Here is a 26,719-nt window from a genome sequence, read left to right as displayed (position 1 = left end):
GGTCAGTCGTGGTCGAGGACGGGGGTGCGGGCGGTGGCCCGGACGATCGCGTCGTACAGCGAGCGAGCGGCGCGACGCGTGGCGCCGGCCCCTCGGACGAGGGTGAATCCGTGGAATACGCCCGGCCAGCAGTGCAGTTCGACGCGTACCCCGGCCTGCAGGAGACGCTGGGCGTAGACGAGCCCCTCGTCGCGGAGCGGGTCGAGTTCGTTGACGGTGAGGTAGGTGGGCGGCAGTCCGGTCAGGTCGGCCCGGCGCGCGGGCACGGACTGCTCGGTGGGCTCCTGCCCGCCGAGGTAGTGCCGCCAGCTCTGGGCGGCCTTGCGGTTGTCCCACACGGCGGTGGCGCCGCCGCCGCGCATGGAGGCGGTCTCGAGCCGGTCGTCGAGGGCGGGTTCGAGCAGGGCCTGCAGCGCAATGCGCGGGCCGCCCTCGTCCCGGGCCCGCAGCGCGACGGTCGCAGCGAGGGCGCCGCCCGCGGAATCGCCGAGGACGACGACGCGGTCCGGATCGATGTCGAGACATGCTGCGCCGGAAGCGATCCACTCGAGGACCGCGTAACAGTCGTCGGCGGCAGCGGGATAGGGGTGCTCGGGGGCGAGCCGGTAGTCGACGGAGATGACGACGGCACCGGTCGCGCGGGCGACGGCGGCGGCGAAGGCTTCGCTGTGGGCGGCGCTGCCGAGGACGAATCCTCCGCCGTGGATTTCGAGAACGACGGGCCGGCCCGCGGGGTTGCCGTCGGGACACATGTCGGGCGTGTGGATCCGCACGGGCACCTCGGGGCCGCCGGGCGCGCCGGGGACGAGCCACTCCTCGACGGTGACACCGGTGGTGTCGGCGGGGCCGGCGGCCGCAACGATCGAGTCGAGGGTGCGACGGCCTCCGTCCACGTCGGCGAGATCGAGGTCGGGGAGGGTCGTCACCGCGTCGGCCAGTTCGGGATCGACGTCGGTCGAGACTGGCATGATCTCGGTCATGGCGACACGATAGTGGAATCTGCAGCGCAGGTGCAGATACCGGTCCCGGGTACCGGGACCCCGGACCGCGCGGCCCGGCCCGGGGTCCCGGTCACTCGGCGAGCAGGCCCTTGGCGATGTGCGTCACCTGGATCTCGTTGCTGCCCGCGTAGATCATCAGCGATTTCGCGTCCCGCGCGAGCTGCTCGACGCGGTACTCGGCCATGTAGCCGTTGCCGCCGAAGAGCTGCACCGCCTCCATCGCCACGTCGGTGGCCGCGCGCGAGGAGTACAGCTTCATGGCCGAGGCCTCGGCCAGGCCGACGGGCTTGCCGGCCTCCGTGCGTTCGATGGCGCTGAACACCATGTTGCGGACGTTGATGCGGGCGATCTCCATCTCGGCGAGCTTGAGCTGGATCAGCTGGAACCGGGAGATCTCCGCTCCCCACAGCTTGCGGGTGCGGGCGTAGTCCTTGCACAGGCGCAGACATTCCTCGATGATGCCGAGGGCCAGGTAGGCGATGCCGATCCGCTCGGCGGCGAAGGATTCGCGCGCGCTCTCCTTGCCGTCGCTGCGGCCACCCTCCTCGGTCTCGCCGAGCAGCCGGTCGCGGGTGATGCGGACGTTGTCGAAGAACAGCTCGCCGGTGGGCGAGGAGTTCATCCCCATCTTCTTGAACGGCGGGCTCTGGGTCAGTCCCTCCATGCCCTTCTCGAGCACGAATGCGAGCACCTTGCGGTCCCGGCGGTCGATGCTCGGGTCGCCCTCGTCGAGCTTGGCGTACACGATGAGGACGTCGGCGTAGGGACCGTTGGTGATGAAGGTCTTCTGCCCGTTGAGGATGTAGTCGTCGCCGTCGCGCCGGACGGTGGACTTCATTCCACCGAAGGCGTCCGACCCGGAGTCGGGTTCGGTGATGGCCCAGGCGCCGACCTTCTCGAAGGTCACCAGCTCGGGCAGCCACCGCTTCTTCTGGGCGAGCGTGCCGCGGCTGCGGATGGTGCCCGCGGTGAGGCCGAGGCTGACGCCCATCGAAGCGACGAGCCCGAGGCTGACCCCGGCGATCTCGCTGTTGAGCAGGGCCGCCATACCGCCGGAGCCCATGCCGCCGCCCGGCTTGGCAGTCGACGCCTCGCCGGCCTCCTCCCGGGCGAGGGCCTTGTTGAGGCCGTCGCGGGCCAGCTCGTCGATGCCGAAGGCGGCGAACAGTCTGCGGATGATGTCGTAGGGCGGCAGCTCACCGCTCTCGAGCCGATCCACGTGGGGGCGGATCTCCTTGTCGATGAATCCGCGCAGCGCGTCACGGAACATGAGATCGGTGTCGGACCACTCGTACATGCCTCGAAATATAGAACACGTTCTCGTGTACGTATACGGATCCACGGAACCGGCAGTGACATCGGGCATATTTAGCCTACGATTAGTTAATGCACGATCTATTTGCGTAGACTCCTGGTGTCGCCCCCGCACGAAAGGCCCGAGAGATGCGCACCCGTCCCGGCCCGTTCCAGTGGCTCGCCTACGCCGTCGGCCGCCCCCTGCCCGCCTCGATGCGCGAGTGGGTGCGCAACGACCTGATCGGCGACCACGCCGTCGCCCGCCACATGATCCGCAGCCAGGTCCCGTTCCTCCCGCTGTACGCCGCGTTCCTGCTCCTGCCCGGCCCGGTGTGGCTGCGCCTGTCGACGATGGGGCTCGGCGTCGCCCTCGCGCTGTTCTTCTCCGCCGCTTACATGGCGCAGAACCGCCGGCGCCGGCTCGAGCGCAACGGCCTGCCGGGAGACCTCGAGAATCCCCGGCGCGTCCGGGAGCGCGACGCCGAGAAGGCCGCCTACGAGCGGCTCCACTCCACGATGCGCGCCGACCTGCGGACGCGGGGGTAAGGCGCAGTCATCTCTGCCGAGTTGACGTTGCAGAGGTGGGTCCGAGGAAGCTTCACCACAGGACGACCAGCCGTCGGTGTGGCCTTTCAGCCCGAGATCCGGTTTCTCACAGCTGATACGGCAGCGGCGTGCCGATCGCCTCCACCAACGGCAGAAGACGGCACCGATCGTCTCCTCCTCGAGCCGCGCGACGACGTCGACGGCGTCACCGCTCACGACGGTCGCGTTCGGCCCGTCGAGGGCCCCTTCCAGTATGGTCGACACACCGTGCGGCATGCTCCTCATCCGGGTGACCCATGAGTCGTTCGCGCCGGACTCCTCGGTCCTCGAGGCCGGCAGTCGCACGAATTGCCGATAGGTAGTGGCTCCGAGGACCATCCGCCCGCTCCGCGTCGTACAGGGCGAGGCGGTGGTCGAGCAGCGCGGGGCCCTGCTTGCCCCGGTTGCCGCGGTGGGAGCCGTAGCCGTCCGGGCTGGAAAAGACGTCGAAGGTGGAGGTAGCGGTCCTGATGCTCTCCTCGAGAGCGGGTGATCGGGTGTGGATACAGACTGAAACCACGGCCGAACTCATCGCCGTCGGACTCCAGAAGTCCGGCCGCCCGGATGCCACCGACGGACCACCGCTCCACGGTGACCGGGATGCGCTAGGGAAGACCAGCCCTCGGCGTCCTTCCGGCGCCGGTGGTCCCCACGGGTGCGCTGCTCGCCGCCCGGCTCGGCACGGGCGCCGCCGTCGGCTCCGGCCGACCGGCGGGTGCTCTAATTCGTCCCCGACTCATCCGGTCGCAGCGTCCGAAAAAGCCGGTCCGGGTCGAGTTCGGCTACCGGGGCCACCACCACACCGAGCGCCCGCGCCTCGGCCACCGCACGGGCCAACAACCGGCGGGCACGCTCGTAGCGGCACCGAAGATCGTCGGTCAGCGCAACATCGCGCAGTGCGACTCCCGCGGGGACCTCCTCGAGCGCCTCCGCGACCAGAGACCGCACGATGAGAACCCCGGTCTGTACACCCTCGACCGCCCAACGCTGCTGCCACTGCATGCCGACCGCCCTCGACTCGGCCCAGCACCGATCACCCGCCGCCATTATCCGCCCCGCAGGCCCACGGCGTCACGCCTGGAACAAGGAGATCACCGTCGGTGACGTGCCCGGTGTCGCAGACTGCCGCCGCGACGAGACGGGGTCGCCGGCCGGCGGGACCGGGTCGGCGGTCCGGGGGATGCAGGCGCCCGAGATCGCCCCTGGGTGGACGTCGATTCGACCGCGGGAGGTGGCACACCGCCCTCACACCACCCCGGTTTCGGATCCCGGAGTCCGAGCCGGGTGATGCGGTGACAAACGCCTGATCGTGGAGTTGAGTCGACTCTGTGCGTCCAACCAAACTGTCAGTCGCCCTGGGCCGAGAAGCCCTCGCCGCGCGTACCGAATCCGCGAACGGCTGGTTGCAGGGAACACCACCGGGACGGACGGTCCGGCGTGTCATCGACGGACTCATCGACATCGAGCTCGCCGACCGATCGATGAGCCTCGCAGCCAAGATCTTCACCTCGGTACTGCCGCTGATCATAGCCGCCTCGATCTTCAGTGACTGGGATCTGGCCACCCACGCAATCGAGGAACAACTCGGTATCGACTCGACCGACCTGTCGGCCTGGACCAGCGAATACGACGCCACCGACCCGACCTTCGCGGCATTCGGTGTCCTCGGATTGCTGCTGGTCGCCATCAGCGGCACATCATTCACCCGGACCCTGGCACGGATCTACGCAAAGATCTGGAACGTGCCGCCGATCAGCGCCCGCGATGCCTGGCGGTGGCTGGTGGTCCTCCTCTTGGTCGCTGCGTCGGCTGCGCTGATCGGCGTGATACGGCAGGTGTCCGGTCCGCACTTCGTCGGCAGGTCGCTGGCGATCCTCGGCGAACTGGCGGTGTGGGCGGTCGTGTGGACCGTGTGCCCGTATCTGCTCACCAGGGGCGCGTTGTCCGGTCGCGTGCTGTGGGCCACCGGGATGCTCACCGCGTCAGGCCTCACGGTGGTCCGTGCCGCAGGTCGGATCGTGCTGCCGAAGCTTACAGCCACAGCAGAGACGAAGTTCGGTCCCCTGGGGGTGGTGTTCACCTCGATCAGCTGGCTGTTCGCGCTGTCGATGGTGATCGTGGGTGCCGCGACGATCACCAAAGCACTCGCCCTCGACGAGAGTTACCTCGGCAGATACCTCCGCGGGCCGAGCGCCGGCGCCTGAGGTAGCCCGTCGCACTCGGGCCCGCGAGAAGTAGCTGCCGACGGCACGATGAACCGGCCTGGATCGAGTGGAGACCTCGTTCAGGCCACCTCGAGGCCTGAGGCGGCGGTGGGACGGGGTTCGCGAGAGCGTGTCTCGTAGTCGATCGGCGAGCGGTATCCGATCGACGAATGCAGCCGGTCCGCGTTGACCAGCGCACCCGCTCCGCGGTTTCCGTCTCCACTTCTCCGCTTGCGTCCGCACGGACCACAATCGGTCCCGGTGGATCAATTCGATCTTGTAGAGCCCTACGGTCGGTTCCCTCATCGCGTTGTCGAGGGCGTCCTTGACGCCACCGATCGAGCCGGCGATGCCCGATTCGGTCCGTGCCTCGGTGAACGTCCGTGAGGTGCACTGACCGACCACATCCGGGCGATACACCAAACCCGTTGAGATGGAACGCAAATCGGTTCTCTTCCGGATGAACAGCGCTTACCCGTGCACGCCGCCGACGGCGCGGGGGCGTGCCGGTGTGGTTGAGCTCGGCCGCCGGCCCGGACGAACGGTGGTGGGCGTTTTCCGGGTTACGCTCAACCGGCCCCAGAAGGACGATAGGAAAAGTGCTGTAATGCTCTGCAGTCAAACACTTTATCCGGTGTCGCCGTATACCGAAGCCGCGCGACGGGCAGGCCGGGTCCATCCCGGTCCGACGTCGGCGCGCCAGGGGGCGCGTCGTTCGACGATCGTCGGGTGGCGCGTCGTGATGCCGCGGACGTACGCGCGGAAGACGGCCCGTTCGCAGTCGGTATCGAGCAGCATGAGCTCCACAGTGTCGTGGCCACCTCGTCCGGGATCCGGAGGTGGTGCACCGGGCTCCTCGGCACGGCAGCGCACTGACCCAGCGGACCCCGATTCCCGGCGGCGGCGGCCCGCACCGGCGCACCCAACTGCTCGGCGAGACGGCGCGCCGGGCCGGGAGCCTCGTCCGGCAGCTCGAGGAAATGACGCAGATCGCCGACGAGCACGCTGTCAGAGGACTCGACTCCGGGCCCGTCTCGTGCTCCGCGAGCCCGGTACCTATCCGATATGGCGGGGACGTACCCGATACCCCTGGTCTGTGAGCCATGGGCGGGCGCGACCAGCTCTGCGTTCGTCCGAGAACAGCCGATACCGGTGAAACTCGTTGGGCGACTGCGAGAGCACGTCCTTGAAGCGGCGGAAAGCGCCTCGTCCGCCGAGCGCGATGCGCAGCTGCTCGGCCAGGGCGGGATCGGCCACCGAGTCGAGGAACACCTCCATGTCGCGGTAACCGGGGCGCGATCCGACGCACTCGACGAACAACCAGCGGTCGGGGTCGCCGTCCGCGTCGTCGTCGGACATCTCGTCGATGACCATGGCCGGCCACGTGTGCCCGGTCTCGAGGTCGAGACGGCCGCCGCCGTAGACGACATCGCCTTCGAGCAGCGAGGACAGCTCGTCGAGATCGACCGCCAGTGGCCGGAGCATCGGAGTGGCCCGGGCCAGTGCGGCCTCGAGCTGGTCGGCGAGCTCCGCGTCTCCGGTCCAGCCACGCACGTGCAGCGCCGCGGCGCACCGGGCGGCCACCTCCCGCGCTCCGGGCAGCCGATCGTCGACGGCCGCGACGAGCGCGTCTCCGATCAACTGCAAGACCGCATCGGCGGGTCGTCCCCGCACCAGATCGAGGACCGTGTCGGTACTCGTGTGCAGAGCGGCACGCAGCGCCCGCACCGCGTGTTCGTCCCAGACGGTGTCCATCGAGTGCCGACGATAATCGCTCCGGCCCGACCGGCATCGTTTCGGCCTTCCGGTCGACCACCTCCCTGCCGCTGGCGACAGCCGCACCGTCCGATACGACGAGCGCCCAGGACCATACGGCCCATGGCTCCCTCGCACCGACATGAAAGCGAGAAACTCGCTTTTCGGACCGCCTCACGGTCGAGCTGCGAATCCCGTTGCGGACTGACACCGAGGATCACTGCGATATCCCGCACCGACAGCCCAGGGCGGCGCAGATGCACCACCGCCGCCCGCGCAGCCTGCTCCTGCGCGCGAGCGGCTGCTTCGACCCGGGTGCGCGCCTGGCGTGCTTCGGCGATGGAACGACGGTCCGACCTACCACCATCTGCGGGCAAAGCAGAAGCCGCTGTTGTGGATGCCCGATGCGGTGACCTGGTGCAGCTCCTGCAGGGACGAGCACCCTACCGCAGGTGCGCCGGCGGGTCGCCGGGGGTGATACCGAGGTGGATGTGATCGTGGTGGACGCGGTCGGAGAAGAAGCCCTTGCGTACTCCGTTGAGGTCGACAGGTCCACCGACCTCGGTGGCCCCCAACTCGGCGGCTCGCCGCATCAGCCGAAGCGGTCGATCGTCACCGGCCGGGGCGACCACCGGCCGACCGTCGATCTCGCGGATGTCCACGGCTCGTCCGACGGCGTGGTTGGACACCCGCGCGGTCGGAAACACCGTCTGGATATGGCCGGTATGCATCACCTGGATCGTCAGGGTGAACTCCCGGGACAGTGCGTGAAGTATCGCCAGCAGCTGGGTGTCGATCCTGCCGGTGCGGACGTCGCTCCGGGCGGGGTCCGGCAGGACGATCTTCGGGTCGGCGAGCACCGCTGCGGCCGTGTCGGTCAACGGCAGCGGCGAACCCAGCGAGGTCGGTGGGACGAGTCGCTCGACGGTCCAGTTGCCGCCGGGTTCTCGGGCCAGCCGCACGTCCACGACGAGTTCTCGGATCCAGGGCCCCGAGACGGTGCGCAGGTTCTGACCGACCAAGGCGATCACCGCCGCGGTGTCGCGGGCCAGCCCGCCGTACTGCGGATAGACCACGGTCAGTTCCCCGGCGCGGGCGGTGGACGGTTGGAGGACGGACGCGGTCGCTGCCGCCGCCGGTGACGCGCCGGCCCGGACGAGGTTGTCGACGGCCGTCCCGTCGTCGCTCCAGTTGCCGGCGGTTTCCAGAAACGCCGCCGCGGTGCGCTTGATCTCCGGGGACACTTCGCCTGGGGCCGGCCGCCAGCGACTCGCGTCGGCGGACAACGGAGAACGAAGTGGGCCGGCTCCGGGACCAGGGTGAGGTTGCTGCGGTGTCGGCGTGGTTGCCGGGTGCGCAGGTTCGGACGGGGTCGACTCGACGGCGCACGATGCCACTGCGGCGGCCGAGCCCGCGGTCAGCAACGTCAACAGCTGACGCCGGGTCAGATTCATCAGGGATCTGTCCCGCACCGGTCGCAGAAACTGTCGGGGCGGGCCGGAGGCACGACGGGGTGGCGATAGCTGCGTACGGCGACGCCGTCGCGGGTGAGGTGTTCTCGCACCGGGCTCCATCCCAGGTGTTCGTAGAACGCGCCGGCGCCGTCCGGGCCGGCGCTGGTGAGCAGCTCGGCTGTTGCAGCGCCCCGCTCGTGCGCACGGGTGAGAAACAGCTCGACCAGGCACGCACCGACGCCGCTACCCCGCAGCGGCGGCCGGACGGCGACCGCGGCCAGCAGAGCTACCGGCACGGGATCGATCTGGGCCGAGTGCGCGGCAGGCCGTGAGGTGATCGTGCGAAGAAGGCGTCGGGTCCACGGCCCCGCCCGTGTGCGCAGGAACCGCACCGCCAGTGGTGGGTGATGCAGCAGCGACAAGGCTGCGGTCGAGGCCAGGGCCAGCATGCAGCGGCGGTCGGCCAGCACTGCCCGCATGTGTGCCGATTCGTCGGTCGATCCGAACAGGAAGGCGCACACGTCCTCGCCGGAGTCGCACCGACGCTCCGCGACGAACGCCACTGCATGCGGTGAGTCGAGGAATGTCCTGTGCCAGCGACGCATGAAACGCGGCCCCAGAGCGGGGAAGAACCCGACAGGCAGCTGCTCGATGTGCAGTTGCGCTGTGGCGTCGAGATCGGCGGCAGTGGTGCCTCGCAGGACGAGATCGTTCGCGGTCAACGGACCGGGCCGTGGAGAAGGCGCCGGTCGGGCACGGCACCGCGGGCGACGGCGACGCAACGTCGGTCGGTACACGAACCGGTTCCCCTTCTGCGGTCAGGTCAGGCCGGGCATGCCGTGGTCATTTCTCGACGTCGCATCTCTCGATACGGCCGCCGAATCTCCGACGCAAGGCCGGACAGCATTGCGCCGATCACTGGGCGCGGAGTCTTCTGCGCCGCAACTGGGGTGGTCCGGGCCGTGAGATGGCGGAACCCGAGCGATCGCGCCGCCACGAGGAGGGCGACGCGCGTCCCGGCTCCTCCCGCGGGCTCACAAGCACGTGGCGTAGTTGACGGTGTGGTCTTACCCGAACAGGGTGCTGCTCCTCACGGACGACGGCCTGCCCTCAACCCTCTTCCCCGGTCCGGACCGGGGAAGACGGAGTCCTGTCTCGAGTGTGCCCCTGGCGGTAGGGCTTCGCCCGCGTTTCCGAGGAATCTGCTCGAGACCCGAGCCGGGCGTCTCACGGAGCGGACCCTCGCCGGAAACCACGGCTGGGCCGAAACGCGGCTGCCGGACTCGGCTGTCAGGACAGCGACGGGACGGCGGTAGCCTCAGGTCGTAATCGAGCACCACCTCGATCTCCTCGACGGAACATCCTCGAGCAGATGCACGGCATCGACGACCATCTCCGGGACCTGGTCGAGCCGACGAGCCTGGGCTGCGGCCTCAGGGCCGCAGGGGGCGCGGTGTCCGCCACCCGAGCGAACTCGTCCGCGGCGGTCTCGACCGTCACCTCCGGCTCGCGGGCGTGGAACTGGACGCTCGTCCCGGTTCGCCGGCGCCGGCCCCTGAGCGGCCGCGTCATGCCGAGATGGATACATACCGCCTGAATGTCTTACCGCCTAATGTAATTCGATACTGTTGGACGTCACAGCATCAATTCGGTGAGACAATCCAGGAGTCGAAGGGAGGCGCATGATGGTCCAGGCACGAACCGTGATCGGTGAGAGCGTCGAGGAGTCGATCGGGGGTGGCGAGGACGTCGCGCCACCGAGGCTCGGGCCGGCCGTCGGCGCCCTGGCCGACGTGTTCGGTCACGGTCGGGCGGTGGCCCGGCACGGCGTGTCGTTCGGCAGGGAACTGGCGAAGATCGCCGTCGGCCGGTCGACGGTGGCTCCGGCAAAGGGAGACCGCCGGTTCGCCGACTCGGCGTGGAGTGCGAACCCCGCCTACCGCCGGCTCGGGCAGACCTACCTGGCGGCAACCGAGGCCGTCGACGGAGTCGTCGACGAGGTCGGTCGCGCGATCGGCCCGCGACGCACGGCCGAGGCCAGGTTCGCCGCCGACATCCTCACCGCGGCCCTGGCCCCGACGAACTACCTGTGGACCAACCCTGCGGCGCTGAAGGAGGCGTTCGACACCGCCGGACTGAGCCTCGCACGCGGCACCAAGCACTTCGTCTCCGATCTGATCGAGAACCGGGGCATGCCGTCGATGGTCCAGCGCGGCGCCTTCACCGTCGGGAAGGACCTTGCGGTGACCCCGGGTGCGGTGATCTCCCGCGACGAGGTCGCCGAGGTGCTGCAGTACACCCCGACCACGGAGACGGTCCGCCGCCGGCCGGTGCTCGTGGTGCCCCCGCCGATCGGCCGGTACTACTTCCTGGACCTGCGGCCGGGACGCAGCTTCGTCGAGTACAGCGTGAGCCGGGGCCTGCAGACCTTCCTGCTGTCGTGGCGCAATCCCACCGCCGAGCAGGGCGACTGGGACTTCGACACGTACGCGGGCCGGGTGATCCGGGCGATCGACGAGGTGCGGGAGATCACCGGCAGCGACGACGTGAACCTGATCGGTTTCTGCGCCGGCGGGATCATCGCCACCACGGTGCTCAATCACCTTGCCGCGCAGGGCGACACCCGAGTGCACAGCATGGCCTATGCGGTGACGATGCTGGACTTCGGCGATCCGGCACTGCTCGGCGCGTTCGCCCGGCCCGGCCTGATCCGGTTCGCCAAGGGCCGGTCCCGCCGCAAGGGCATCATCAGCGCCCGCGACATGGGGTCCGCGTTCACCTGGATGCGCCCGAACGACCTGGTGTTCAACTACGTCGTCAACAACTACCTCATGGGTCGCACCCCACCGGCCTTCGACATCCTCGCCTGGAACGACGACGGCACCAACCTGCCCGGCGCCCTGCACGGTCAGTTCCTCGACATCTTCCGTGACAACGTGCTCGTCGAGCCCGGCCGGCTCGCCGTGCTGGGCACGCCCGTCGACCTGAAGTCGATCACCGTGCCCACGTTCGTCTCGGGCGCCGTCGCCGACCATCTGACCGCGTGGCGCAACTGCTACCGCACCACCCAATTGCTCGGTGGAGAAACAGAATTCGCGCTCAGCTTCTCCGGGCACATCGCCAGCCTGGTCAACCCGCCGGGCAATCCGAAGGCACACTACTGGACCGGGGGCACACCCGGCCCGGACCCGGATGCCTGGCTCGAGAACGCCGAGCGGCAGCAGGGCAGCTGGTGGCAGGCCTGGGCCGACTGGGTGCTCGCCCGCGGCGGGGAGGAAACCGCCGCGCCGGACGCACCCGGCAGTGCGCAGCATCCCGCGCTCGACGCCGCTCCCGGCCGGTACGTGCGCGACCTGCCCGCCGGCTGACCGCCCGTCCCCCGGCGACCCGTCCGGACCCGGACCCGGACGGGTGTCCCACCACAGCGGTAGTGACGACCGCTCTACTCCTGCTGGAGACCCGCTCTCCGGCACCTTGGAGACGTCTCGGGTTTGCAACGCCTTCCGATCGTTGCATCGACCCATGGAACGGGCGCCTCCCGTACCCGTCGGACAACGCGCAGACGCACCCGACGGCGTGGTGACACAACACCGGCGCAGCATTCTGCTGTGGACACCGAGGGCATGCACCTCGGAAAACACGAGACCCCGCGAGCCCGCGACGACTGCGACCGCTCCTGGCCGCGGAGAGAATCGGTCACCGCCCATTGCCTCCGGCGGATTGAGGGAGCAGGGTGAAGCACGGGGGAATGACCGGCGACGCCGCGTCGGCGCCGCCCTGAGGAGAAGGGTGCCGATCATGTTCGCACGCTCCACCACAATTCACGCGCATCCGTCGTACATCGATGCCGGGATCAAGCACGTACGCGACACCGTGATGCCCGCGCTGGCGGACATCGAGGGCTGCCTCGGAATGTCCCTGCTGATCGATCGCGGCTCGGGCCGGTGCATCGCGACCAGTTCGTGGCGGGACGAGGAATCGCTACGCGCCAGCGAGGGCCCGGTGCGGACGCTGCGTGACGCCGCCGCCGAGATCTTCCACGGCACCACGGAGGTCTCGCGGTGGGAGATCGCTGTCATGCATCGCGACCACCATTCCGAGCGCGGGGCCTGGTGCCGCGTCACCTGGGTCAAGACCGAGCCGGCCCACATGGACCGCGGCGTGGACATGTGGAAGATGGCCGCACTGCCCCAGATGGAGGAACTCGAGGGCTTCTGCAGCGCCAGCCTGATGCTCGACCGCGCCGCGGGTCGCGGGGTGTCGTCGCTGACGTTCGACAGCGCCGAGGCGATGGAACGCAGCAGAGAACGCGTCGACAGCATCCGGGCCGAAGTGGCTCGCGCGGCGGGCGCCGAGGTGCTCGATACCTGCGAGTTCGAGCTCGCCATCGCGCACCTGCACGTCCCCGAGATGGCGTGAGCTGATCAACTTTCGAGAAGGACGACCCCGGCCGGTTGCGCCGGCTGCCGCAGCGACCGGCCGTCATTCGAAGATCGAATATGTGCTCGAGCAAGGGGGAGCGGTCTACGCACCGAAACCGTGTCCGAAGACATGAATGCCGTGTCCGAAGACGTAGATTCAGGGACCGGAGACCGGTCACCATCACTCACACCCGGTGGGGGCGCGGCGGTGCGAGGCCGGATAGGAGGCCGCCATGATCGAAGTCGAGGACAGCATTGTCATCGCGCGCCCGATCGGCGAAGTGTTCACCTTTGTCGCGGACCAGACCAACGCTCCCCGATGGCAAGACGGATTGCTGGAAGTACGCCGGATCACCGACGGACCGCCGGGAGTAGGTACCAGGCATGTCGCTGTCCGTAGATTCATGGGACGCAAGCTCGAGCTGACCAACGAGTACGTCCACTACGAGCCGAACACGAAGATCACCTTCACCGGGGCTTCGGGACCGAGCAGTTTCGAGGCGGCGTATCTGACCGACACGACGGCCGACGGGACCCGGGTGACGTGCCGCATGCGGATGGAGCAGAGGGGCCTCTTCAAGCTCGGTGACCCGCTGGTTGTTGCCGGCCTCCGACGGGAATTTGCCGTGAACCTGGAGAACCTCAAGGGCCTGCTCGAAACGAAGGCCGACGGCCACCTGCCGACGAAGGACCGTGTCATGCGTGTCGACCGTTCGACCATCGACCTGTCCGGCTACCCGGACCTGGTCGTCGTCTACCTCGGAATGCGCGTGAATCGTCCTCGCGGCTTGCTGCGGATGCTGGGGCTCGGACCGCAGATCAACCGATCGTGGAAGGACAAGCCCGACGGGCTGCTGCTGCACGAGGACTTCATCTGGTCCCTGCTTCCGCCCCACGCCGGGATGCGGCAATACTGGCGCGACCTGGACAGTCTGGAACGCTGGACCCGCTCCGACCCGCATCGGCTCTGGTGGCGCACGTTCCTGCGCGACTCCGGCGGCACCGGGTTCTGGCACGAGACCTACTTCATGCGCGGCGGCGTCGAGGCGATCTACGACGACATGGCCGAGCCGACCGGTCTCGCGCGGGTTGCCCCACACGTGCCGGCCCTCGGAGCGATGTTCTCCGCACGACGGCGCGCGGGCGACACGACGCCGGCAACGGTCGCGCCCGTGGTCTTGGAGAGCGACTACTACGCCGACGAACCGGAGACGCGCTGACCTTGCTCCCGGGTGTTCCGAGTGGGCGCGGCGACCGGTCCGGGAAAGTAGCCGCCGCCGGGCCCCGACTGCGGTTCCGCCCGGCCCCGGCGCTGCAGACAGGGATACCCGTCGCTCGCGGTGGTTGTCACAGGGTGCCGGTTATCGGACGAGTCTGACTTCGACGAGAGCCGTGCCAGGGTAGTTCTTCTCCGCTCCGTCGGGCAGGAAGCCGTTGCGGCGATAGAAGCTGTGCGCGCGGGGATTGTCCTCGGCGACCCAGAGTTGCGCACGGTCCCCGGCCAGAACCGCGTCGAGAAGTGCCTGCCCCGCACCACTCCCGTGGTGTTCGGGCAGGAGATAGAGGGTGTAGAGCTGAAGATCTCGGACGGGGTCCTCGTCGTCTATCGGTATGCCTGCAGAAGCGAACCCGACAATCTCCCCGTGAGCCTCTGCAACGCGTAGTCGCGGCGGCCGCCGCGGCCCGTTCAGCATGGAGCGCCACATGGCCGTCCGCTGTTCGAGCGCGTCGTCGTCGAAGAAGGAACTCGGGAGAAGGTGCCCGTACGTGGCGCGCCAGGTGACGATCAGCACCCGAGCGATCGCATCGGCGTCGGCCGGTCCGGGCGCCCGCACGTGGAACTCCGAAGCCTCCCGCACGGTTCGAGACTAGCAATGCGGGCAGATACCGCACGCAGGGCTCGTCGGAGGGCCGATGCCGACCCTGACCGATTCGGCGAGCCCTGTCAGTCCTCGTACGGCGCGAGGACGTAGATCGGGATCTCCCGCTCGGTGCGCCGGGCGTACACCTCGTAGTTGGGCCACACCTCCACCAGCACCTCCCAGTGGATCGCCCGCTCGCTGCCCTCCGAGCGTCGCGGTACCACCACGGTCTCGCGGCCGCGGTAGGTGACCCGGGCCTCGTCGGCGGCGTCGAGATTGCGGGCCCAGCCGGGCAGCTCCGGCATCCCCCAGTTCGAGCCGGCGACGAGCCAGGCGTCGTCGTGCGGAACGCCCAGCAGCGGCGTGCTCCGCTCGACCCCGCTCTTGCGGCCGCGGACCGTGAGGACGAGCTCCGGCAGGCCGGCCAGGGTGAGCAGGGTGACGCGGCCGAACGTGACCCGCTGGATGGTGTGGTCGACGGTGACGATCTGCTTGCCGAACCGCGGCAGCCACGGCTGGCTCCCCAGTTTCACCGCCACCGGCCGGATCGGATTCACGCCGGCGACCAGGCCGCCAGGACCGTGCGCACGGCGGTGACCACCGCCAGCGGCTGGTCGATGACCGGGTGATGTCCCGCGACCGGCAGATCCGTCACCAGCGCGTCCGGACCGAACTGGGGCCGCATCCGGGCCAGCAGGTTGGGACCGACGATGCCGTTCTCCGAGCGGAAGTAGGCGATGCGGCACTTCGCCTCGAAGCTCTCGAGGCTGGTGCGCCGGTCCTTGGTCATCCGCAGGGCGTCGAACTTCCAGCTCCACCCCCCGGGCACCTGCCGCATGGACTGCCGCGCGATGTGCTCGAGCACGTACGGCTCGGCGGTCTCCTGGGGCGGGACCAGCCGGAACCGCGCCATCGCCTCCTCCGCCGTCGGATACACCTTCGTGCCACTGCGCTCCCGCGCGGCCTGCGCCCGCATCTCGATCTCCTCGGGCGTCAGGTCCCGGATCGGGGAGTCGAGAATCACCACCCCGTCCAGCCGGTCGCCGTACAGATGGGAGGCCGCGAAGGAGACGATCCCGCCCATGCTGTGGCCGACCAGCACCGGGGGCCCGGCGATCCCGCCGGCCTGCGCCACCGCGAGCACCTCCGCGGCCCACAGTTCGAGGGAGTAGCCGTCGCGGTGGCCGCTGTCCCCGTGCCCGCTCATGTCCAGCGCGACGACGCGCCGGCCCTCGGCGAGCTGGGGTGCGACGTGATCCCACCAGCGCGAGTGCGCCATCCCGCCGTGCACCAGCACGATGCCGGGACAGCCCTCCTCACCCCACGCGCGGTAGGCGATCGAGACGCCGTCGACCTCGACGTTGCCGGTCTCCACCGGCGCGGCAAGTGCCTCGACGAACCACTTCGGCGCCGATTCGTTGTCGATGCTCATTACCCGAACCTACTTCGCTCTCACCTTCCGGTCACCAGCTGGGCCACCAGAGCGAGACGCGGCTCCTCCTGCTCGGGCTGCGGGTGGACCACCGCGGCGACGGCCTCCCCGTCCAGCAGGTGCACGATCGTGAACAGCAGCGTGTCGAATTCCGCCGGTTCGAACCGGGAGGCGATCGGCAGGGTGCGGCCGAACTCGGCGATCTGGGCGTGGTACCGCTGCGCCATCGGAGCGAGACGGGCGCGCAGCGCGGGATCGGTGCGCGCCGCGCCGAGCAGTTCGTACCAGGCGGCGTTGATCGGGGCGCGGCACGCGGCCCGCAGCAGCCGCAGGCACTCGCGGACCGACTCGGGGCTGTCGCCGGGCCCACCGAGTTGTTCGAGCCCGAGCCGGAAGTTCGCGAACTGCCGCTCGCGGACGGCGTCGGCGGCGGCGACCATCAGATCGAGCCGGGCCGGGAAGTGCCGGAACACCCCACCGGAGGACACCCCGGAGCGGCGGCACACCTCCCCGATGGTGGTGGCGGTGTAGCCGAGTTCACCGAGGGCCTCGACGGTCGCGTCGAGGATCCGCTCGATCGTGGCCGTGCGGCGCTGCTGCTGGGTGCGCCGCCCCGCGACCGGGTGTCGTTCTCGCTCCGGCGCTTCCGTCATCGGGTGCCGCTCCGCGCCGGCACGGGTCCACGCGCGTCGACGCCCGCGCGCAGGAAGCGCCCGGTGCCGACGGTGGCGCCGTAGCCGGGCACGAACTCGCCCGCACGGAACACCACGCGCCCGGCCACCGCGGTCGCGGTGACGGCGGCGTCGTTGCGGTTGACCATGCGGCTCAGTCCGCCGAACTCGGGCATGGGCGCCTCGTGGTAGGCGTCGGTGTCCTCGTTCAGACCGGCCGGGTCGACCACCACGAGGTCGGCGCGGTCGCCGATGCGCAGGTGCCCGGCGTCGATGCCGTAGAAGTCGCCGAGTTCACCGGTGAGCTTGTGGATCGCCGATTCCAGCGGCATGACGGGCTTTCCGCGCCCGGCGTACTCGTGGATGCGGCGCAGCATGCAGATGCCGTAGTTGTAGAACGCCATGTTGCGCAGGTGCGCGCCGGCGTCGGAGAAGCCGACGGTCACGCCGGGCTGCCGCAGGAGCCGGTTGGCCACCTCCGGCCGATCGTTCGCGATCACCGTGTGCCAGCGGAACTTCCGTCCGTGTTCGACGACGAGGTCCAGGAAGGTGTCCACCGGGTGCACACCGCGTTCGCGCGCCACGTCGCCGATGGAGCGGCCGACGAGCGACGCGTCGGGGCACTCCACGATGGTGGTGTCGTCGAAGTCGCGGTGCCACACGCGCGGCGAGAACTTCTTGTCGAAGTCCTGCCGGAACCAGCGGCGGTACGCCTCGTCGCGCAGCAGCTCGTTGCGGGCGACCTCCTCCTTCAGGTGCAGGGCGGCCCGCCCCGAGCCGAACTCCTCGAACACCACGAGGTCGATCCCGTCGGAGTACACCTCGAACGTGGTGGGCAGGTGCTGCCAGCGGAAGGCGCCGCGGCCGATCCGGTTGGCGGCGAAGGCGATCGGAGCGAAGATGCGGTGCACCCAGCGTTCGGCCTTGGTGTCGGCGGCGGCGAGCACGGCGGCCTTCATCGGCTTGCGGCCCAGGCCGGTGGTGGCGAGGGCGAAGAACGCCACGTCGTACTTGGTGTTGAGGTTCGGCACGGCCTGCAGGACGCGGCCGCGGCGGCGCAGGATGCGGTGTATCCGGCGGAACTCGGACCACGAGGCGTGGGTCGAGGGCAGCGTGCGGGAGCGGTAGCGATCGCCGTCGAGTTTGTCCCAGGGATTCGTCATGGTGGACACGCCGAGGAATCCGGCGTCGAGGGCGTCCTCGATACCGGCCTCGATCGCGGCGAGTTCGGCACGGCTCGGAGCGCTGGCGGGATCGGTGGAGCGGCCGAGCCCCAGGACGGCGGCCCGGACGTCGGAATGCCCGATGAACGCGGCGACGTTCGGGCCGAGCGGCAGGGCGTCGAGCGCGGCGACGTATTCCCGGGGCGACGACCAGGTCCTGCCCTGCTCGAGCGCGGCGAGCACGTGTTCGCGGGGCAGCGCCTCGACCCGGCTGAACAGGTCCGCGGCGTCGAGCGGCGGCACGAACACCGTCGAGAGCGAGCAGTTGCCCATGAGGACGGTGGTGACGCCATGCCGCACCGACTCGGGCAGGCCGGGCGAGACGAGCACCTCGGCGTCGTAGTGGGTGTGGGGGTCCACGAAGCCGGGCATCACCCACCGGCCTTCCGCCTCGATCACCTCGGTGTCCGGCCCGATGGGCAGCGGTTCGGCGCTCGCCGCCGCCACCACGCCGTCCCGGATACCGAGGTCGCGGACGACGCCGGGTGCGCCGGTGCCGTCGAACCACAGACCTCCGCGGACAACCAGGTCGAACTCGGCGGGCGCCGGTGTCGTGTCCATGTGACCTCCCTCACGTCGATGCACCGAGCATAGCGAGAAAGAGGACGACCGCTCTCTATTTTCGGTAACTCGCCGGGCAGGCGCCGGACCGGTCGGGGCCACGAATAGAGTGCGGCCATGCCCGCGTTCCCGGCCGTCCCCGCCACCCCCGCTCTGCTCGTCGACCGTGACGTCCTCGACCGAAACATCGCGCGGATGGCCGACGCGGCACGCATTCGTGGCGTGACCCTGCGCCCGCATGCCAAGACGCACAAGTGCGTCGAGATCGCCCGTCGCCAGATCGCCGCCGGCGCCGTCGGGCTGACCGTCGCGACGGTCTCCGAGGCCGAGGTCTTCGCCGATGTCGGTTTCCGCGACCTGTTCATCGCGTATCCCCTGTGGACGGACGCCGCGCGCGGGGCCCGGCTGCGTGCGCTCGCCGCGGAGGTCCGCCTGACCGTCGGGGTGGACTCGGCCGAGGGCGCGCGGGCACTCGCCGAGCACGCCCGACCGGGCCTGCACGTGCTCGTCGAGGTCGACAGCGGTCACCACCGCACCGGGGTCGCCCCGGAGCGGGCCGGGTCGGTCGCCGTCGCGGCCGCCTCGGTCGGGCTCGAGGTGCGCGGCGTGTTCACGTTCCCGGGGCACTCCTACGGGCCCGGTCGGCCGGCCGCCGCGGCGGCGGACGAGGCGACGGCACTGAGCCGGGCGGTGGCGGCGGTGGCGGCCACCGGACACGACGCGAGCGTGGTCAGCGGCGGCTCGACCCCCACCGCGCACCTCGACGTGCCGGCTGCCACCGAGCTGCGGCCGGGCGTGTACGTCTTCGGCGACGCGCAGCAGGTCGAGCTGGGCACGGCCGGTGCGGACGCGATCGCGCTGACGGCGCTGTCGACGGTGGTGTCGGCGCGTGACGACACGGTGGTGCTCGACGCCGGCAGCAAGGTGCTCGGCGCCGATCGCGCCGCCTGGGCGACGGGCTACGGCCGCATCCTGGGCGCACCGGACGCGCGGATCGTCGCGCTGTCCGAGCACCACGCCAGCGTGCAGTGGCCGGACGCCGCCGATCGCCCCGCGCTCGGCACCCGGGTCCGGGTGATCCCCAATCACGTGTGCACCACGGTCAATCTCGCCGACGACCTGATCGTCGTCGCCGGGGACACGGTCGTCGACCGGTGGCCCGTCGCCGCCCGCGGCTGCAACACGTAGGCGGCTCCGCCGCCGGTGCGTCCTTTGGGCGGCTAGGACAGCCCGAAGGACACACCGCGCAGGGCCGCCCCGATCGCGTCGGCCGCGTCCACCGCCCGGGATTCCGGCAACCGCGCGTACCCGCACACGAGTCCGCGCGGACCGCCGGGGGCCGCGCTGTACGTGCTGAGCGGCGCGCTCTCCACCCCGAGCCGTCGTGCTGCGGCGGCGACCGCCACGTCGTCGACGTCCTCCGGAAAACGCAGCACCACATGCAAACCCGCTTCGATACCGGTCACCGACACGCCGAACCGCTCGAGATCGCGTAGCGCACCGACGAACGCGGACCGCCGGGCGCGGTACGTGCGGGACGCACGCGCCAGATGCCGCGACAGCGCCCCCGACTCGATCAGCCGGGCCAGCGCGGACGCGGTGACCGAACACGCCACCTCCCCGCTCTCGGTCACGGCTGCCGCGATCCGCGAACGCAGCGGGACCGGCGGTATCAGCCACGCGAGCCGCAGATCCGGCGACAGGATCTTCGAGGCGGTCCCCACGTAGGCGACGCACTCGCGCCCGCCGTCGATGCTGCGCAGCGCCGGGAGTGCGGACACGTCGTATCGGAACTCGCCGTCGTAGTCGTCCTCGACGACGACAGTCCCGGTCTCGGCGGCACGGGCGACGAGCCGTGCCCGACGGGACACCGGCATGCGCGCCCCCATCGGATACTGATGAGCGGGTGTGCAGTACACCGCGGCGTCGGTCTCCCGCACCAGGTCGGGATCCAGACCGTCCTCCCCCACCGGGATCGGCCGCGGCCGGGCGCCCTCGCCGACGAGCGCCCGTCGCGCACGGCCGTATCCCGGGTCCTCGAACGCGACGTCGCGGTCCCGCAGCGTCGCGGCGATCGCGAGCACCCGGATCGCGGCGGCGACGCCCGGCAGCACGACGATCTCGTCCGGGCCGCAGGCGAGGCCCCGCGTCCGCCGGAGGTGATCGGCCAACGCCCGGCGCAGCTCCGGATGCGCATCCGGATCGGCGACGCCGAGGGTGCGTGGTGCCGCGGCGGCCGCACGCCAGGCCCGGCGCCACTCCGCGTCCGAGACCAGCGCCGGGTCCGGAATGCCCGGCCGCAGGTCCAGTACGGGCGCGCGACGAGCCCGGTCCGGCTCCGACGGCGGCGCGGCGGCCACGACCGGGTGTGATGCGGCGTGCGCCCGGGCCGCCACGTCCGCGCCGGCCGCGATGCGCGTACCCGAGCCCGCCCGGGCCACAGCGAAGCCCGAGGCGCACAGCTCGTCGTACGCCTCGACCACGCAGCCGCGGGACACCCCGAGCTCCGCGGCCAGCGTGCGGGTCGACGGCAGGAGATCGCCGACCCGGATGTGACCGCACCGGATCCGGTCGACGACGGCCTCGGCGAGACGCTGCCGCAAGGGGGCGCCGGTGTCGGGCAGCTCGAAGGTCAGATGGACGACGGGCGCGACGCGGGGCACGGCACGACAATACTGGTCCTGGATTCGGCGGGTCTTGTGGATCTGTTCATCGGTCCGCATATCGACGAGGCTCGCCTGCATGGACAACATCAGGCGCTATCCCGAACGGGCCCGGACCCGGCGGGCCGACCTCGACGCGGTACTGGACGCGGCGGTCACGTGCACGTTCACCACCGTCGTCGACGGCCTGCCGTGGGTCGTACCGATGCTCTACGCGCGCGACGGCGACCGGCTTCTCCTGCACGGCTCCACCGGAGCGGGCGCGCTGCGCCTGGGGACGTCCGGGGCGCCGGTGGCCGTGTGCGTGTCGATCCTCGACGGCGTCGTCGTGGCGCAGGACCTGTTCCACTCGTCCGCGAACTTCCGATCCGCAGTGGTCCGAGGCGAAGTCACCGTCCTGTCCGCAGAGGAGTCCGCCGGCGCACTGGACGTCCTGTCGGACGGCCTGATACCGGGGCGCAGCGCCGAAACCCGGGCACACACCAGGAAGGAACTGGCGGCCACGGCCACCCTGGCGCTGCCCATCCGGCCGGGGCAGTGGACGGTCAAGATCCGCGACGCACCCCCGTCCGCGCCCGACATGAGCGACGGCTCCTGGGCGGGCGTGGTCCCGTTGCGGACGGTCGCGGGCCGGCCGGTCGCCGCGCCGTGGGTCGCGGACGACGTGCCTGTACCCGCGTCCGTCCGCAGGCTGGTGGACCGCTACGCGACGAGCACGACGATGGTTTCCGCGACCAGCGCCGGCTTCTCGGCGCCTTCGGCCTCGACGGTGTAGGTGACGGTAAGGTTCGCGCCCTTGGCGGTGCGCTCGAGGGACGCGAACTTCGCGGTCGCCCGCACCTTCGAACCCACCGGGACGGGCGACGGGAAGCGAACCTTGTTGGCGCCGTAGTTGATCTTCATCTTCAGGCCCTCGATGGCGAAGATCTGCGAGCCGAGGACGGGCAGCAGCGAGAGGGTGAGGTAGCCGTGGGCGATGGTCCGGCCGAAGGGCCCGGACTTCGCCCGCTCGGGGTCGACGTGGATCCACTGATGGTCGCCCGTGGCATCGGCGAACTGATTCACCCGTTTCTGGGTGATCTCGAGCCAGTCGCTGTGGCCGAGGTCCTCGCCGACGGCCGCCTCGATCTCGTCGATTCCGTTGAAGGTCCGCATGTTCCATTTCTCCTGTGTCAGGGCCGCAGTGGCCGGTGCCCGGCGCGGCGGAGGGTGACGCGATACGTGTAGTGCTCGGGCAGGAAGTAGCTGACGGACAGCTCGGTCGGTTCGCCCGCATCGTTCGAGTACAGCCGGTCCACCCGCAGCAGCGGATGTCCGGGCCCGCAGTTCAGCTCGCGCGCAACCTCTTCCGTGGCCCGCGCGACGGTGATCGTCTGGGCCGCCTCGACGATGGGGTGCTCGAGGTACGGCTCGAGCAGGCCCATCACCGTGTTCCGGCTCGACGCCCCGGCCGCGAGCTCCGGGGCGCCCTGCACGTGCGCGGCCACGTGATCGGGCAGGTACACGGTGGTCAGCGCGAACGGGATCCCGTCGTGCACGCGGCGCAGCACCACCGCGTGCACCAGATCGGTGTCCAGGCGCAGCCGGCTCGCGGCCTCGATGTGCACGCCGCGGCGCAGCGGCGCGACGATCTCCATCGTGGTGTCGGCGGCGAGGTCGAGCAGGTCCTCGATGGAGCCGAGCTGGCGCCGGTAGCGCCGCCCGTCCTCGTTGGCGAACGTGCCGCGGCCGGGCACCCGGTAGACGACGCCGTCGGCGACGAGGTCCTGGAACGCGCGCCGCACCGTCTGCCGGCTCAGCCCGTAACGCTGCGCGAGTTCGGCCTCGGTGGGCAGGCGGACGCCGCCGCGGTACTCACCGGCGTCGACGGCCTCGCGCAGCCGTCGCGACAGCTGCGCGTACGCCGGTTCCGTGTCGCGTTCGCCCATGACGACCATGAATCCTAGTGACGGCTGGTCACAGGCCGCCGCGGGCCACCAGTTGGGACGCGATGACGCCCTTCTGGATCTCGTTGGTGCCCTCGCCGACGATCATCAGCGGGGCGTCGCGGAAGTAGCGTTCGACGTCGTACTCGGTGGAGTAGCCGTAGCCGCCGTGGATGCGCACCGCGTTCAGCGCGATCTCCATCGCGATCTCCGAGCAGTACAGCTTGGCCATGCCGGCCTCCATGTCGCACCGCTCGCCGCTGTCGAACTTCTCCGCCGCGTAGCGGGTCAGCTGCCGCGCCGCGGTGAGCTTGGTGGCCATCTCCGCCAGGTAGTTGCCGATCGACTGGTGCTTCCAGATCGGCTGCCCGAAGCTCTCGCGCTGCTGCGCGTAGGCGAGGGAGTCCTCGAGCGCGGCCGCTGCGACACCGAGGGCGCGGCACGCGACCTGGATGCGGCCGGTCTCGAGACCCTTCATCATCTGCGCGAAGCCCCGGCCGGGCTCACCGCCGAGGATCGCCGTCGCCGGGGCACGGTAGCCGTCGAAGCTCAGCTCACAGCTCTCGACGCCCTTGTAGCCGAGCTTGGGCAGATCCCGCGAGACGGTCAGGCCGGGCCCGTGCTCGACCAGGACGATGGAGATGCCCTTGTGCCGCGGGGTGGCGGCCGGGTCGGTCTTGCACAGCAGCGCGATCAGCCCGGCGCGGCGGGCGTTGGTGATCCACGTCTTGGCGCCGTTGATGACCAGGTCGTCGCCGTCCCGGCGGGCGGTGGTGGTCATCGCCTGCAGGTCCGAGCCGCCGCCGGGCTCGGTCAGCGCCATCGTCGCCCGCACCTCGCCGGTGGCCAGGCGGGGCAGGTACGTGCGCTTCTGCTCCTCGGTGCCGAACAGCGACAGCAGCTTGGCGACGACGGTGTGCCCGCCCATCGCGCCGGCCAGCGACATCCAGCCGCGGGCGAGTTCCTCGGTGACCTGCGCGTAGCACGGCATCGACACCGGCATCCCGCCGTACTCCTCCGGCACCGCCAGCCCGTAGATCCCGATCTGCTTCATCTGCTCGATCCACTTCTCGGGGTACTCGTTTGCGTGCTCGACCTCCTGCACCGACGGCTTGACCTCCCGGTCGATGAACTCGCGCACCGTCTTGACCAGGAAGGTCTCTTCGTCGCTCAGGTAGCTCACGGAAAATCCTCGAATCGACACGGGACCTGCGATCCCACCCGTCATTTGTACGGCCATTTTTGGCCTCACGCCCTCGCGATGTCAATACCTCTGGGCGCGAGACACCCCCTGAACGGCCTATGTGTCGCCCCAGTCCTCGCTTATGAGTCGGCGCCGGGTAGCGCCGGACCGGACAATGGCCGTACATTTATCCCGTTCCCGACCGCCCCACAGCAGAGGTTGATCCGTGAATCCTGCGCAGCCCCGCCGCCGGCGAGCCGTGCTCGTCGCCCCCGGCTCCGACGAACGCAAGGCCGGCAAGGCGCTGGCCTCCTCGGCCGACGAGGTGGTCCTCGACCTCGAGGACGCCGTCGCCACCGCCCTCAAGGACACCGCCCGCGACCTCGTCGCCGATCTGGTGTCCACCCGCGGCACCGGCCGCGCGATCGCGGTCCGCGTCAACGGTCCCGGCACGCCGTGGTTCGCCGACGACCTGCGCGCCTGCGCCGCCCTCGGACCGGCCCTGTCGTCGATCGTGGTGCCCAAGGTGGAGGGCCCGGCCGACCTCGCCGAGACCGACCGGATCCTCACCGAGGCGGGCGATGCCGACCTCGTGGTGCAGGCACTGATCGAGACCCCGGCCGGGGTGACCCGCCTCGACGAGATCGTCACCGGCCCCCGGCTGGCCGCGGTGATCCTCGGCTACGCCGACCTCGGCGCCGCGCTCGGCCGCGCCCGCACCGCCGCCCCCGAGCACTGGCTGTACGTGCAGGACCGCCTCCTGCACGCCGCCCGCGCCGCGGGCGTGCAGGCGATCGACGGACCGTTCCTGTCCATCACCGACGACGAAGACTTCCGTCGCGCCGCCCGCTGGACCGCCGACCTCGGCTTCGACGGCAAGTGGGTCATCCACCCGGCCCAGATCGACTCGGCCGCAGCGGCCTTCACCCCCGACGACGCGCAGGCCGAGCAGGCCCGACGGGTGCTGGCCGCCCTGGCCGAGGCCGAGGCCCGCGGCGCCGGAGCCGCCCAGCTCGACGGACAGATGCTCGACGAGGCGGTCGCCGTCGCCGCCCGCCGCACCCTCGCCCTGATCGGAGACAAGTGAGATGACCACCGCACGCACCGCCACCGAGGTCGGCGGACCCTACTTCGACGAGCTCACCGTCGGCCAGGTCTTCGACACCGCCCCGGCCGTCACGATCACCGACGGCCTCGCCGCCGCCCACCAGGCGATCCTCGGCGACCGGCTGCGCCTGCCCCTCGATGCGCACCTGTCGGCGGCCGTCGCCGGTGGGCCCGTCGCGCACGCCGGCCTCGTCACCGACCTGGCGATCGGCCAGTCCACCCTGGTCACCCACCACGTCAAGGCCAATCTGTTCTACCGCGGCCTGCGCTTCCACCGCTTCCCCCATATCGGCGACACCCTCTACATCACCACCGAAGTGGTGGGCCTGAAGGAGAATTCGGCCAAGCCCGGCCGCAAGCCCACCGGGCTGGCGGCGCTGCGCATGAACACCGTCGACCAGAACGGGCACACCGTCCTCGACTTCTACCGGTGCGCGATGCTGCCGCTGAGCGAGAATCCCGATCCCGCGCGCGTCGTGCCCGCCGACGATCTGTCCGCGATCGGCCCGCAGGAACCGCCGCGGTGGTCCGCCCCCGCCGACTGGGACCTCGCCACCTACCGGACCCGCGTTCCGGGACCGCATTTCGATCCGTCGCTCGCCGGTGCGGTGCTGCGGTCCAGCGGCGACGTCGTCTCCAGCGCACCCGAACTCGCGCGCCTGACCCTCAACATCGCCGCCACCCACCACGACGAACGCGTCGGCGCCGCAGGACGACTGGTGTACGGGGGCCACACCATCGGCCTCGCCCTGGCCCAGGCCACCCGCGCGCTGCCCAACCTCGTCACCGTCCTCGGCTGGCACTCGTGCGACCACACCGGCCCGGTCCACGAGGGCGACACCCTCACCAGCGACCTGCACATCGACTCCGCCCAGCCCCTCGACGGCGGCGGGGGCGTCCTCGAACTGCGCTCGATCGTCCACGCCCACCGCGGCACCGACGCGCCGGCACCCGTGCTGGACTGGCGCTTCACCGCCCTCATGGCCTGACCCCGGAACCGACATGACACTCCCCGCCTTCGCCCCGAGCCCCACCGAAGTCCCGGACCCACACGACGGGCACCACTGGCGTCTGCACGCCCGCTGCCGGTTCATCGGACCGGACACCTTCTACGCCCCCGAGGACGAGACCTGGGGCGAGCGGCAACGCCGGGAACGAGCGGCCCGGGACATCTGCGCGGCCTGCCCGGTCCGCATCCCGTGCCGCGACGATGCCGTGAAGAACAAGGAACAGCACGGGATCTGGGGCGGACTGACCGAAAGGGAACGCCGCGGACTGCGGTATGTCCGCTGGCTGCCGGACGGTTCTGCGACTCGTGGGGCGGGTACGTCGGCGGCCGGCTGACCTCCCTCGCATGCGCTCGGGGCCGAGCGAAT

27 protein-coding genes and 1 pseudogene are annotated in these 26,719 nt (G+C 70.4%); 11 read left to right on the top strand and 17 right to left on the bottom strand.

Features of this window, described 5'->3' with window-relative positions; all coding sequences use genetic code 11:
• Positions 1–2 precede the first annotated feature (2 nt).
• Together G6039_RS16055 and G6039_RS16050 are read right to left on the bottom strand one after the other, a co-directional pair.
• Positions 3–980, bottom strand: coding sequence for an alpha/beta hydrolase (locus G6039_RS16055; protein ID WP_043802701.1), 978 nt, complete (start codon positions 978–980; stop codon positions 3–5).
• A 91-nt stretch (positions 981–1,071) separates the two neighbouring features.
• Entirely contained in the window at positions 1,072–2,298 is a 1,227-nt protein-coding gene (locus tag G6039_RS16050; RefSeq protein WP_029546166.1) for an acyl-CoA dehydrogenase family protein, read from the bottom strand.
• Positions 2,299–2,444: 146 nt separating this feature from the next.
• On the opposite strand from G6039_RS16050, the gene G6039_RS16045 reads away from it, so the two are divergent.
• Complete coding sequence (locus G6039_RS16045; RefSeq protein ID WP_029546168.1) at positions 2,445–2,843, top strand: DUF5313 family protein; 399 nt, start codon at positions 2,445–2,447, stop codon at positions 2,841–2,843.
• A gap of 168 nt (positions 2,844–3,011) precedes the next feature.
• On the opposite strand, the pseudogene G6039_RS30650 reads toward G6039_RS16045, so the two are convergent.
• Together G6039_RS30650 and G6039_RS16040 are read right to left on the bottom strand one after the other, a co-directional pair.
• Positions 3,012–3,414 (bottom strand): annotated as a pseudogene (locus tag G6039_RS30650) (dihydrofolate reductase family protein); the annotation flags it as partial.
• Between the two features lie 188 nt (positions 3,415–3,602).
• On the bottom strand, positions 3,603–3,884 hold the full coding sequence (locus tag G6039_RS16040) for a hypothetical protein (RefSeq protein ID WP_146034368.1): 282 nt from the start codon (positions 3,882–3,884) through the stop codon (positions 3,603–3,605).
• Between the two features lie 326 nt (positions 3,885–4,210).
• Between G6039_RS16040 and G6039_RS16035 the strand changes: the two genes are divergently transcribed.
• Entirely contained in the window at positions 4,211–5,086 is an 876-nt protein-coding gene (locus tag G6039_RS16035) for a hypothetical protein (RefSeq protein ID WP_006941478.1), read from the top strand.
• Between the two features lie 627 nt (positions 5,087–5,713).
• Here G6039_RS16035 and G6039_RS30280 read toward each other — a convergent pair.
• From G6039_RS30280 to G6039_RS16015, 4 genes are all read right to left on the bottom strand, one after another.
• Positions 5,714–5,884, bottom strand: coding sequence for a hypothetical protein (locus tag G6039_RS30280; RefSeq protein ID WP_174824758.1), 171 nt, complete (start codon positions 5,882–5,884; stop codon positions 5,714–5,716).
• A 258-nt stretch (positions 5,885–6,142) separates the two neighbouring features.
• A complete protein-coding gene (locus tag G6039_RS16025) occupies positions 6,143–6,841 on the bottom strand; it encodes a UPF0158 family protein (RefSeq protein ID WP_152103870.1) in 699 nt (232 codons plus the stop codon).
• A gap of 443 nt (positions 6,842–7,284) precedes the next feature.
• Positions 7,285–8,085 carry an extensin family protein gene (locus G6039_RS16020; protein WP_235194122.1) on the bottom strand — a complete coding sequence of 267 codons (801 nt, stop codon included), beginning with the start codon at positions 8,083–8,085 and terminating at the stop codon, positions 7,285–7,287.
• A gap of 209 nt (positions 8,086–8,294) precedes the next feature.
• Positions 8,295–9,017, bottom strand: a complete 723-nt coding sequence (locus G6039_RS16015) for a GNAT family N-acetyltransferase (RefSeq protein WP_043802706.1) — start codon at positions 9,015–9,017, stop codon at positions 8,295–8,297.
• A gap of 650 nt (positions 9,018–9,667) precedes the next feature.
• Here G6039_RS16015 and G6039_RS16010 point away from each other — a divergent pair.
• The 4 genes from G6039_RS16010 to G6039_RS31270 all read left to right on the top strand — a co-directional run bounded on the left by G6039_RS16010 (position 9,668) and on the right by G6039_RS31270 (position 13,936).
• Complete coding sequence (locus tag G6039_RS16010) at positions 9,668–9,892, top strand: hypothetical protein (RefSeq protein WP_043802711.1); 225 nt, start codon at positions 9,668–9,670, stop codon at positions 9,890–9,892.
• Between the two features lie 88 nt (positions 9,893–9,980).
• Positions 9,981–11,663: a PHA/PHB synthase family protein gene (locus G6039_RS16005; protein ID WP_043802819.1), complete on the top strand. Its 1,683-nt coding sequence runs from the start codon at positions 9,981–9,983 to the stop codon at positions 11,661–11,663.
• Positions 11,664–12,084: 421 nt separating this feature from the next.
• Positions 12,085–12,714, top strand: coding sequence for an antibiotic biosynthesis monooxygenase (locus G6039_RS16000; RefSeq protein WP_006941464.1), 630 nt, complete (start codon positions 12,085–12,087; stop codon positions 12,712–12,714).
• 235 nt (positions 12,715–12,949) lie between these two features.
• Positions 12,950–13,936, top strand: a complete 987-nt coding sequence (locus G6039_RS31270) for a monooxygenase family protein (protein ID WP_308936529.1) — start codon at positions 12,950–12,952, stop codon at positions 13,934–13,936.
• A gap of 141 nt (positions 13,937–14,077) precedes the next feature.
• Here G6039_RS31270 and G6039_RS15985 read toward each other — a convergent pair whose 3' ends face one another.
• The 5 genes from G6039_RS15985 to G6039_RS15965 all read right to left on the bottom strand — a co-directional run bounded on the left by G6039_RS15985 (position 14,078) and on the right by G6039_RS15965 (position 18,465).
• Positions 14,078–14,575, bottom strand: coding sequence for a GNAT family N-acetyltransferase (locus tag G6039_RS15985; protein ID WP_231385953.1), 498 nt, complete (start codon positions 14,573–14,575; stop codon positions 14,078–14,080).
• 86 nt (positions 14,576–14,661) lie between these two features.
• Positions 14,662–15,117 (bottom strand): nitroreductase/quinone reductase family protein, encoded by a 456-nt coding sequence (locus G6039_RS15980; protein ID WP_231772428.1) that lies wholly within the window; start codon positions 15,115–15,117, stop codon positions 14,662–14,664.
• 14 nt (positions 15,118–15,131) lie between these two features.
• The gene (locus G6039_RS15975) at positions 15,132–16,010 is read right to left on the bottom strand and encodes an alpha/beta fold hydrolase (RefSeq protein ID WP_043802714.1); all 879 of its coding nucleotides are present in this window, start codon (positions 16,008–16,010) and stop codon (positions 15,132–15,134) included.
• Between the two features lie 20 nt (positions 16,011–16,030).
• Positions 16,031–16,663, bottom strand: a complete 633-nt coding sequence (locus tag G6039_RS15970) for a TetR/AcrR family transcriptional regulator (protein ID WP_006941449.1) — start codon at positions 16,661–16,663, stop codon at positions 16,031–16,033.
• Entirely contained in the window at positions 16,660–18,465 is a 1,806-nt protein-coding gene (locus tag G6039_RS15965) for an N-acyl-D-amino-acid deacylase family protein (RefSeq protein ID WP_029546190.1), read from the bottom strand. The genes G6039_RS15970 and G6039_RS15965 overlap by 4 nt, the downstream gene beginning before the upstream one ends.
• A gap of 117 nt (positions 18,466–18,582) precedes the next feature.
• Here G6039_RS15965 and G6039_RS15960 point away from each other — a divergent pair, with 117 nt between their 5' ends.
• Positions 18,583–19,653 (top strand): alanine racemase, encoded by a 1,071-nt coding sequence (locus G6039_RS15960; RefSeq protein ID WP_043802717.1) that lies wholly within the window; start codon positions 18,583–18,585, stop codon positions 19,651–19,653.
• Positions 19,654–19,685: 32 nt separating this feature from the next.
• Here G6039_RS15960 and pdxR read toward each other — a convergent pair whose 3' ends face one another.
• Entirely contained in the window at positions 19,686–21,188 is a 1,503-nt protein-coding gene (pdxR, locus tag G6039_RS15955) for a MocR-like pyridoxine biosynthesis transcription factor PdxR (RefSeq protein WP_206531093.1), read from the bottom strand.
• A 19-nt stretch (positions 21,189–21,207) separates the two neighbouring features.
• Between pdxR and G6039_RS15950 the strand changes: the two genes are divergently transcribed.
• Positions 21,208–21,903, top strand: a complete 696-nt coding sequence (locus G6039_RS15950) for a pyridoxamine 5'-phosphate oxidase family protein (RefSeq protein WP_043802719.1) — start codon at positions 21,208–21,210, stop codon at positions 21,901–21,903.
• Here the strand turns inward: G6039_RS15950 and G6039_RS15945 are convergent.
• From G6039_RS15945 to G6039_RS15935, 3 genes are read right to left on the bottom strand one after another with little or no spacing between them, the layout of a single operon-like run.
• Complete coding sequence (locus G6039_RS15945) at positions 21,831–22,283, bottom strand: MaoC family dehydratase (protein WP_043802723.1); 453 nt, start codon at positions 22,281–22,283, stop codon at positions 21,831–21,833. The two genes, G6039_RS15950 and G6039_RS15945, sit on opposite strands and share 73 nt — an antisense overlap.
• A gap of 17 nt (positions 22,284–22,300) precedes the next feature.
• Positions 22,301–23,065 (bottom strand): GntR family transcriptional regulator, encoded by a 765-nt coding sequence (locus G6039_RS15940; RefSeq protein ID WP_029546198.1) that lies wholly within the window; start codon positions 23,063–23,065, stop codon positions 22,301–22,303.
• A 19-nt stretch (positions 23,066–23,084) separates the two neighbouring features.
• Positions 23,085–24,236 (bottom strand): acyl-CoA dehydrogenase family protein, encoded by a 1,152-nt coding sequence (locus tag G6039_RS15935; RefSeq protein WP_006941441.1) that lies wholly within the window; start codon positions 24,234–24,236, stop codon positions 23,085–23,087.
• A 259-nt stretch (positions 24,237–24,495) separates the two neighbouring features.
• Here G6039_RS15935 and G6039_RS15930 point away from each other — a divergent pair, with 259 nt between their 5' ends.
• From G6039_RS15930 to G6039_RS15920, 3 genes are read left to right on the top strand one after another with little or no spacing between them, the layout of a single operon-like run.
• The gene (locus G6039_RS15930) at positions 24,496–25,323 is read left to right on the top strand and encodes an HpcH/HpaI aldolase/citrate lyase family protein (RefSeq protein ID WP_037201171.1); all 828 of its coding nucleotides are present in this window, start codon (positions 24,496–24,498) and stop codon (positions 25,321–25,323) included.
• 1 nt (position 25,324) lies between these two features.
• A complete protein-coding gene (locus tag G6039_RS15925; protein ID WP_043802726.1) occupies positions 25,325–26,332 on the top strand; it encodes a MaoC family dehydratase in 1,008 nt (335 codons plus the stop codon).
• Positions 26,333–26,345: 13 nt separating this feature from the next.
• Complete coding sequence (locus G6039_RS15920) at positions 26,346–26,687, top strand: WhiB family transcriptional regulator (RefSeq protein WP_043802729.1); 342 nt, start codon at positions 26,346–26,348, stop codon at positions 26,685–26,687.
• Positions 26,688–26,719: the final 32 nt, after the last annotated feature.

Source organism: Rhodococcus aetherivorans (assembly GCF_011058165.1).
GTDB classification, from domain to species: domain Bacteria; phylum Actinomycetota; class Actinomycetes; order Mycobacteriales; family Mycobacteriaceae; genus Rhodococcus; species Rhodococcus aetherivorans.
This window is presented reverse-complemented; position numbering and strand designations above follow the sequence as displayed.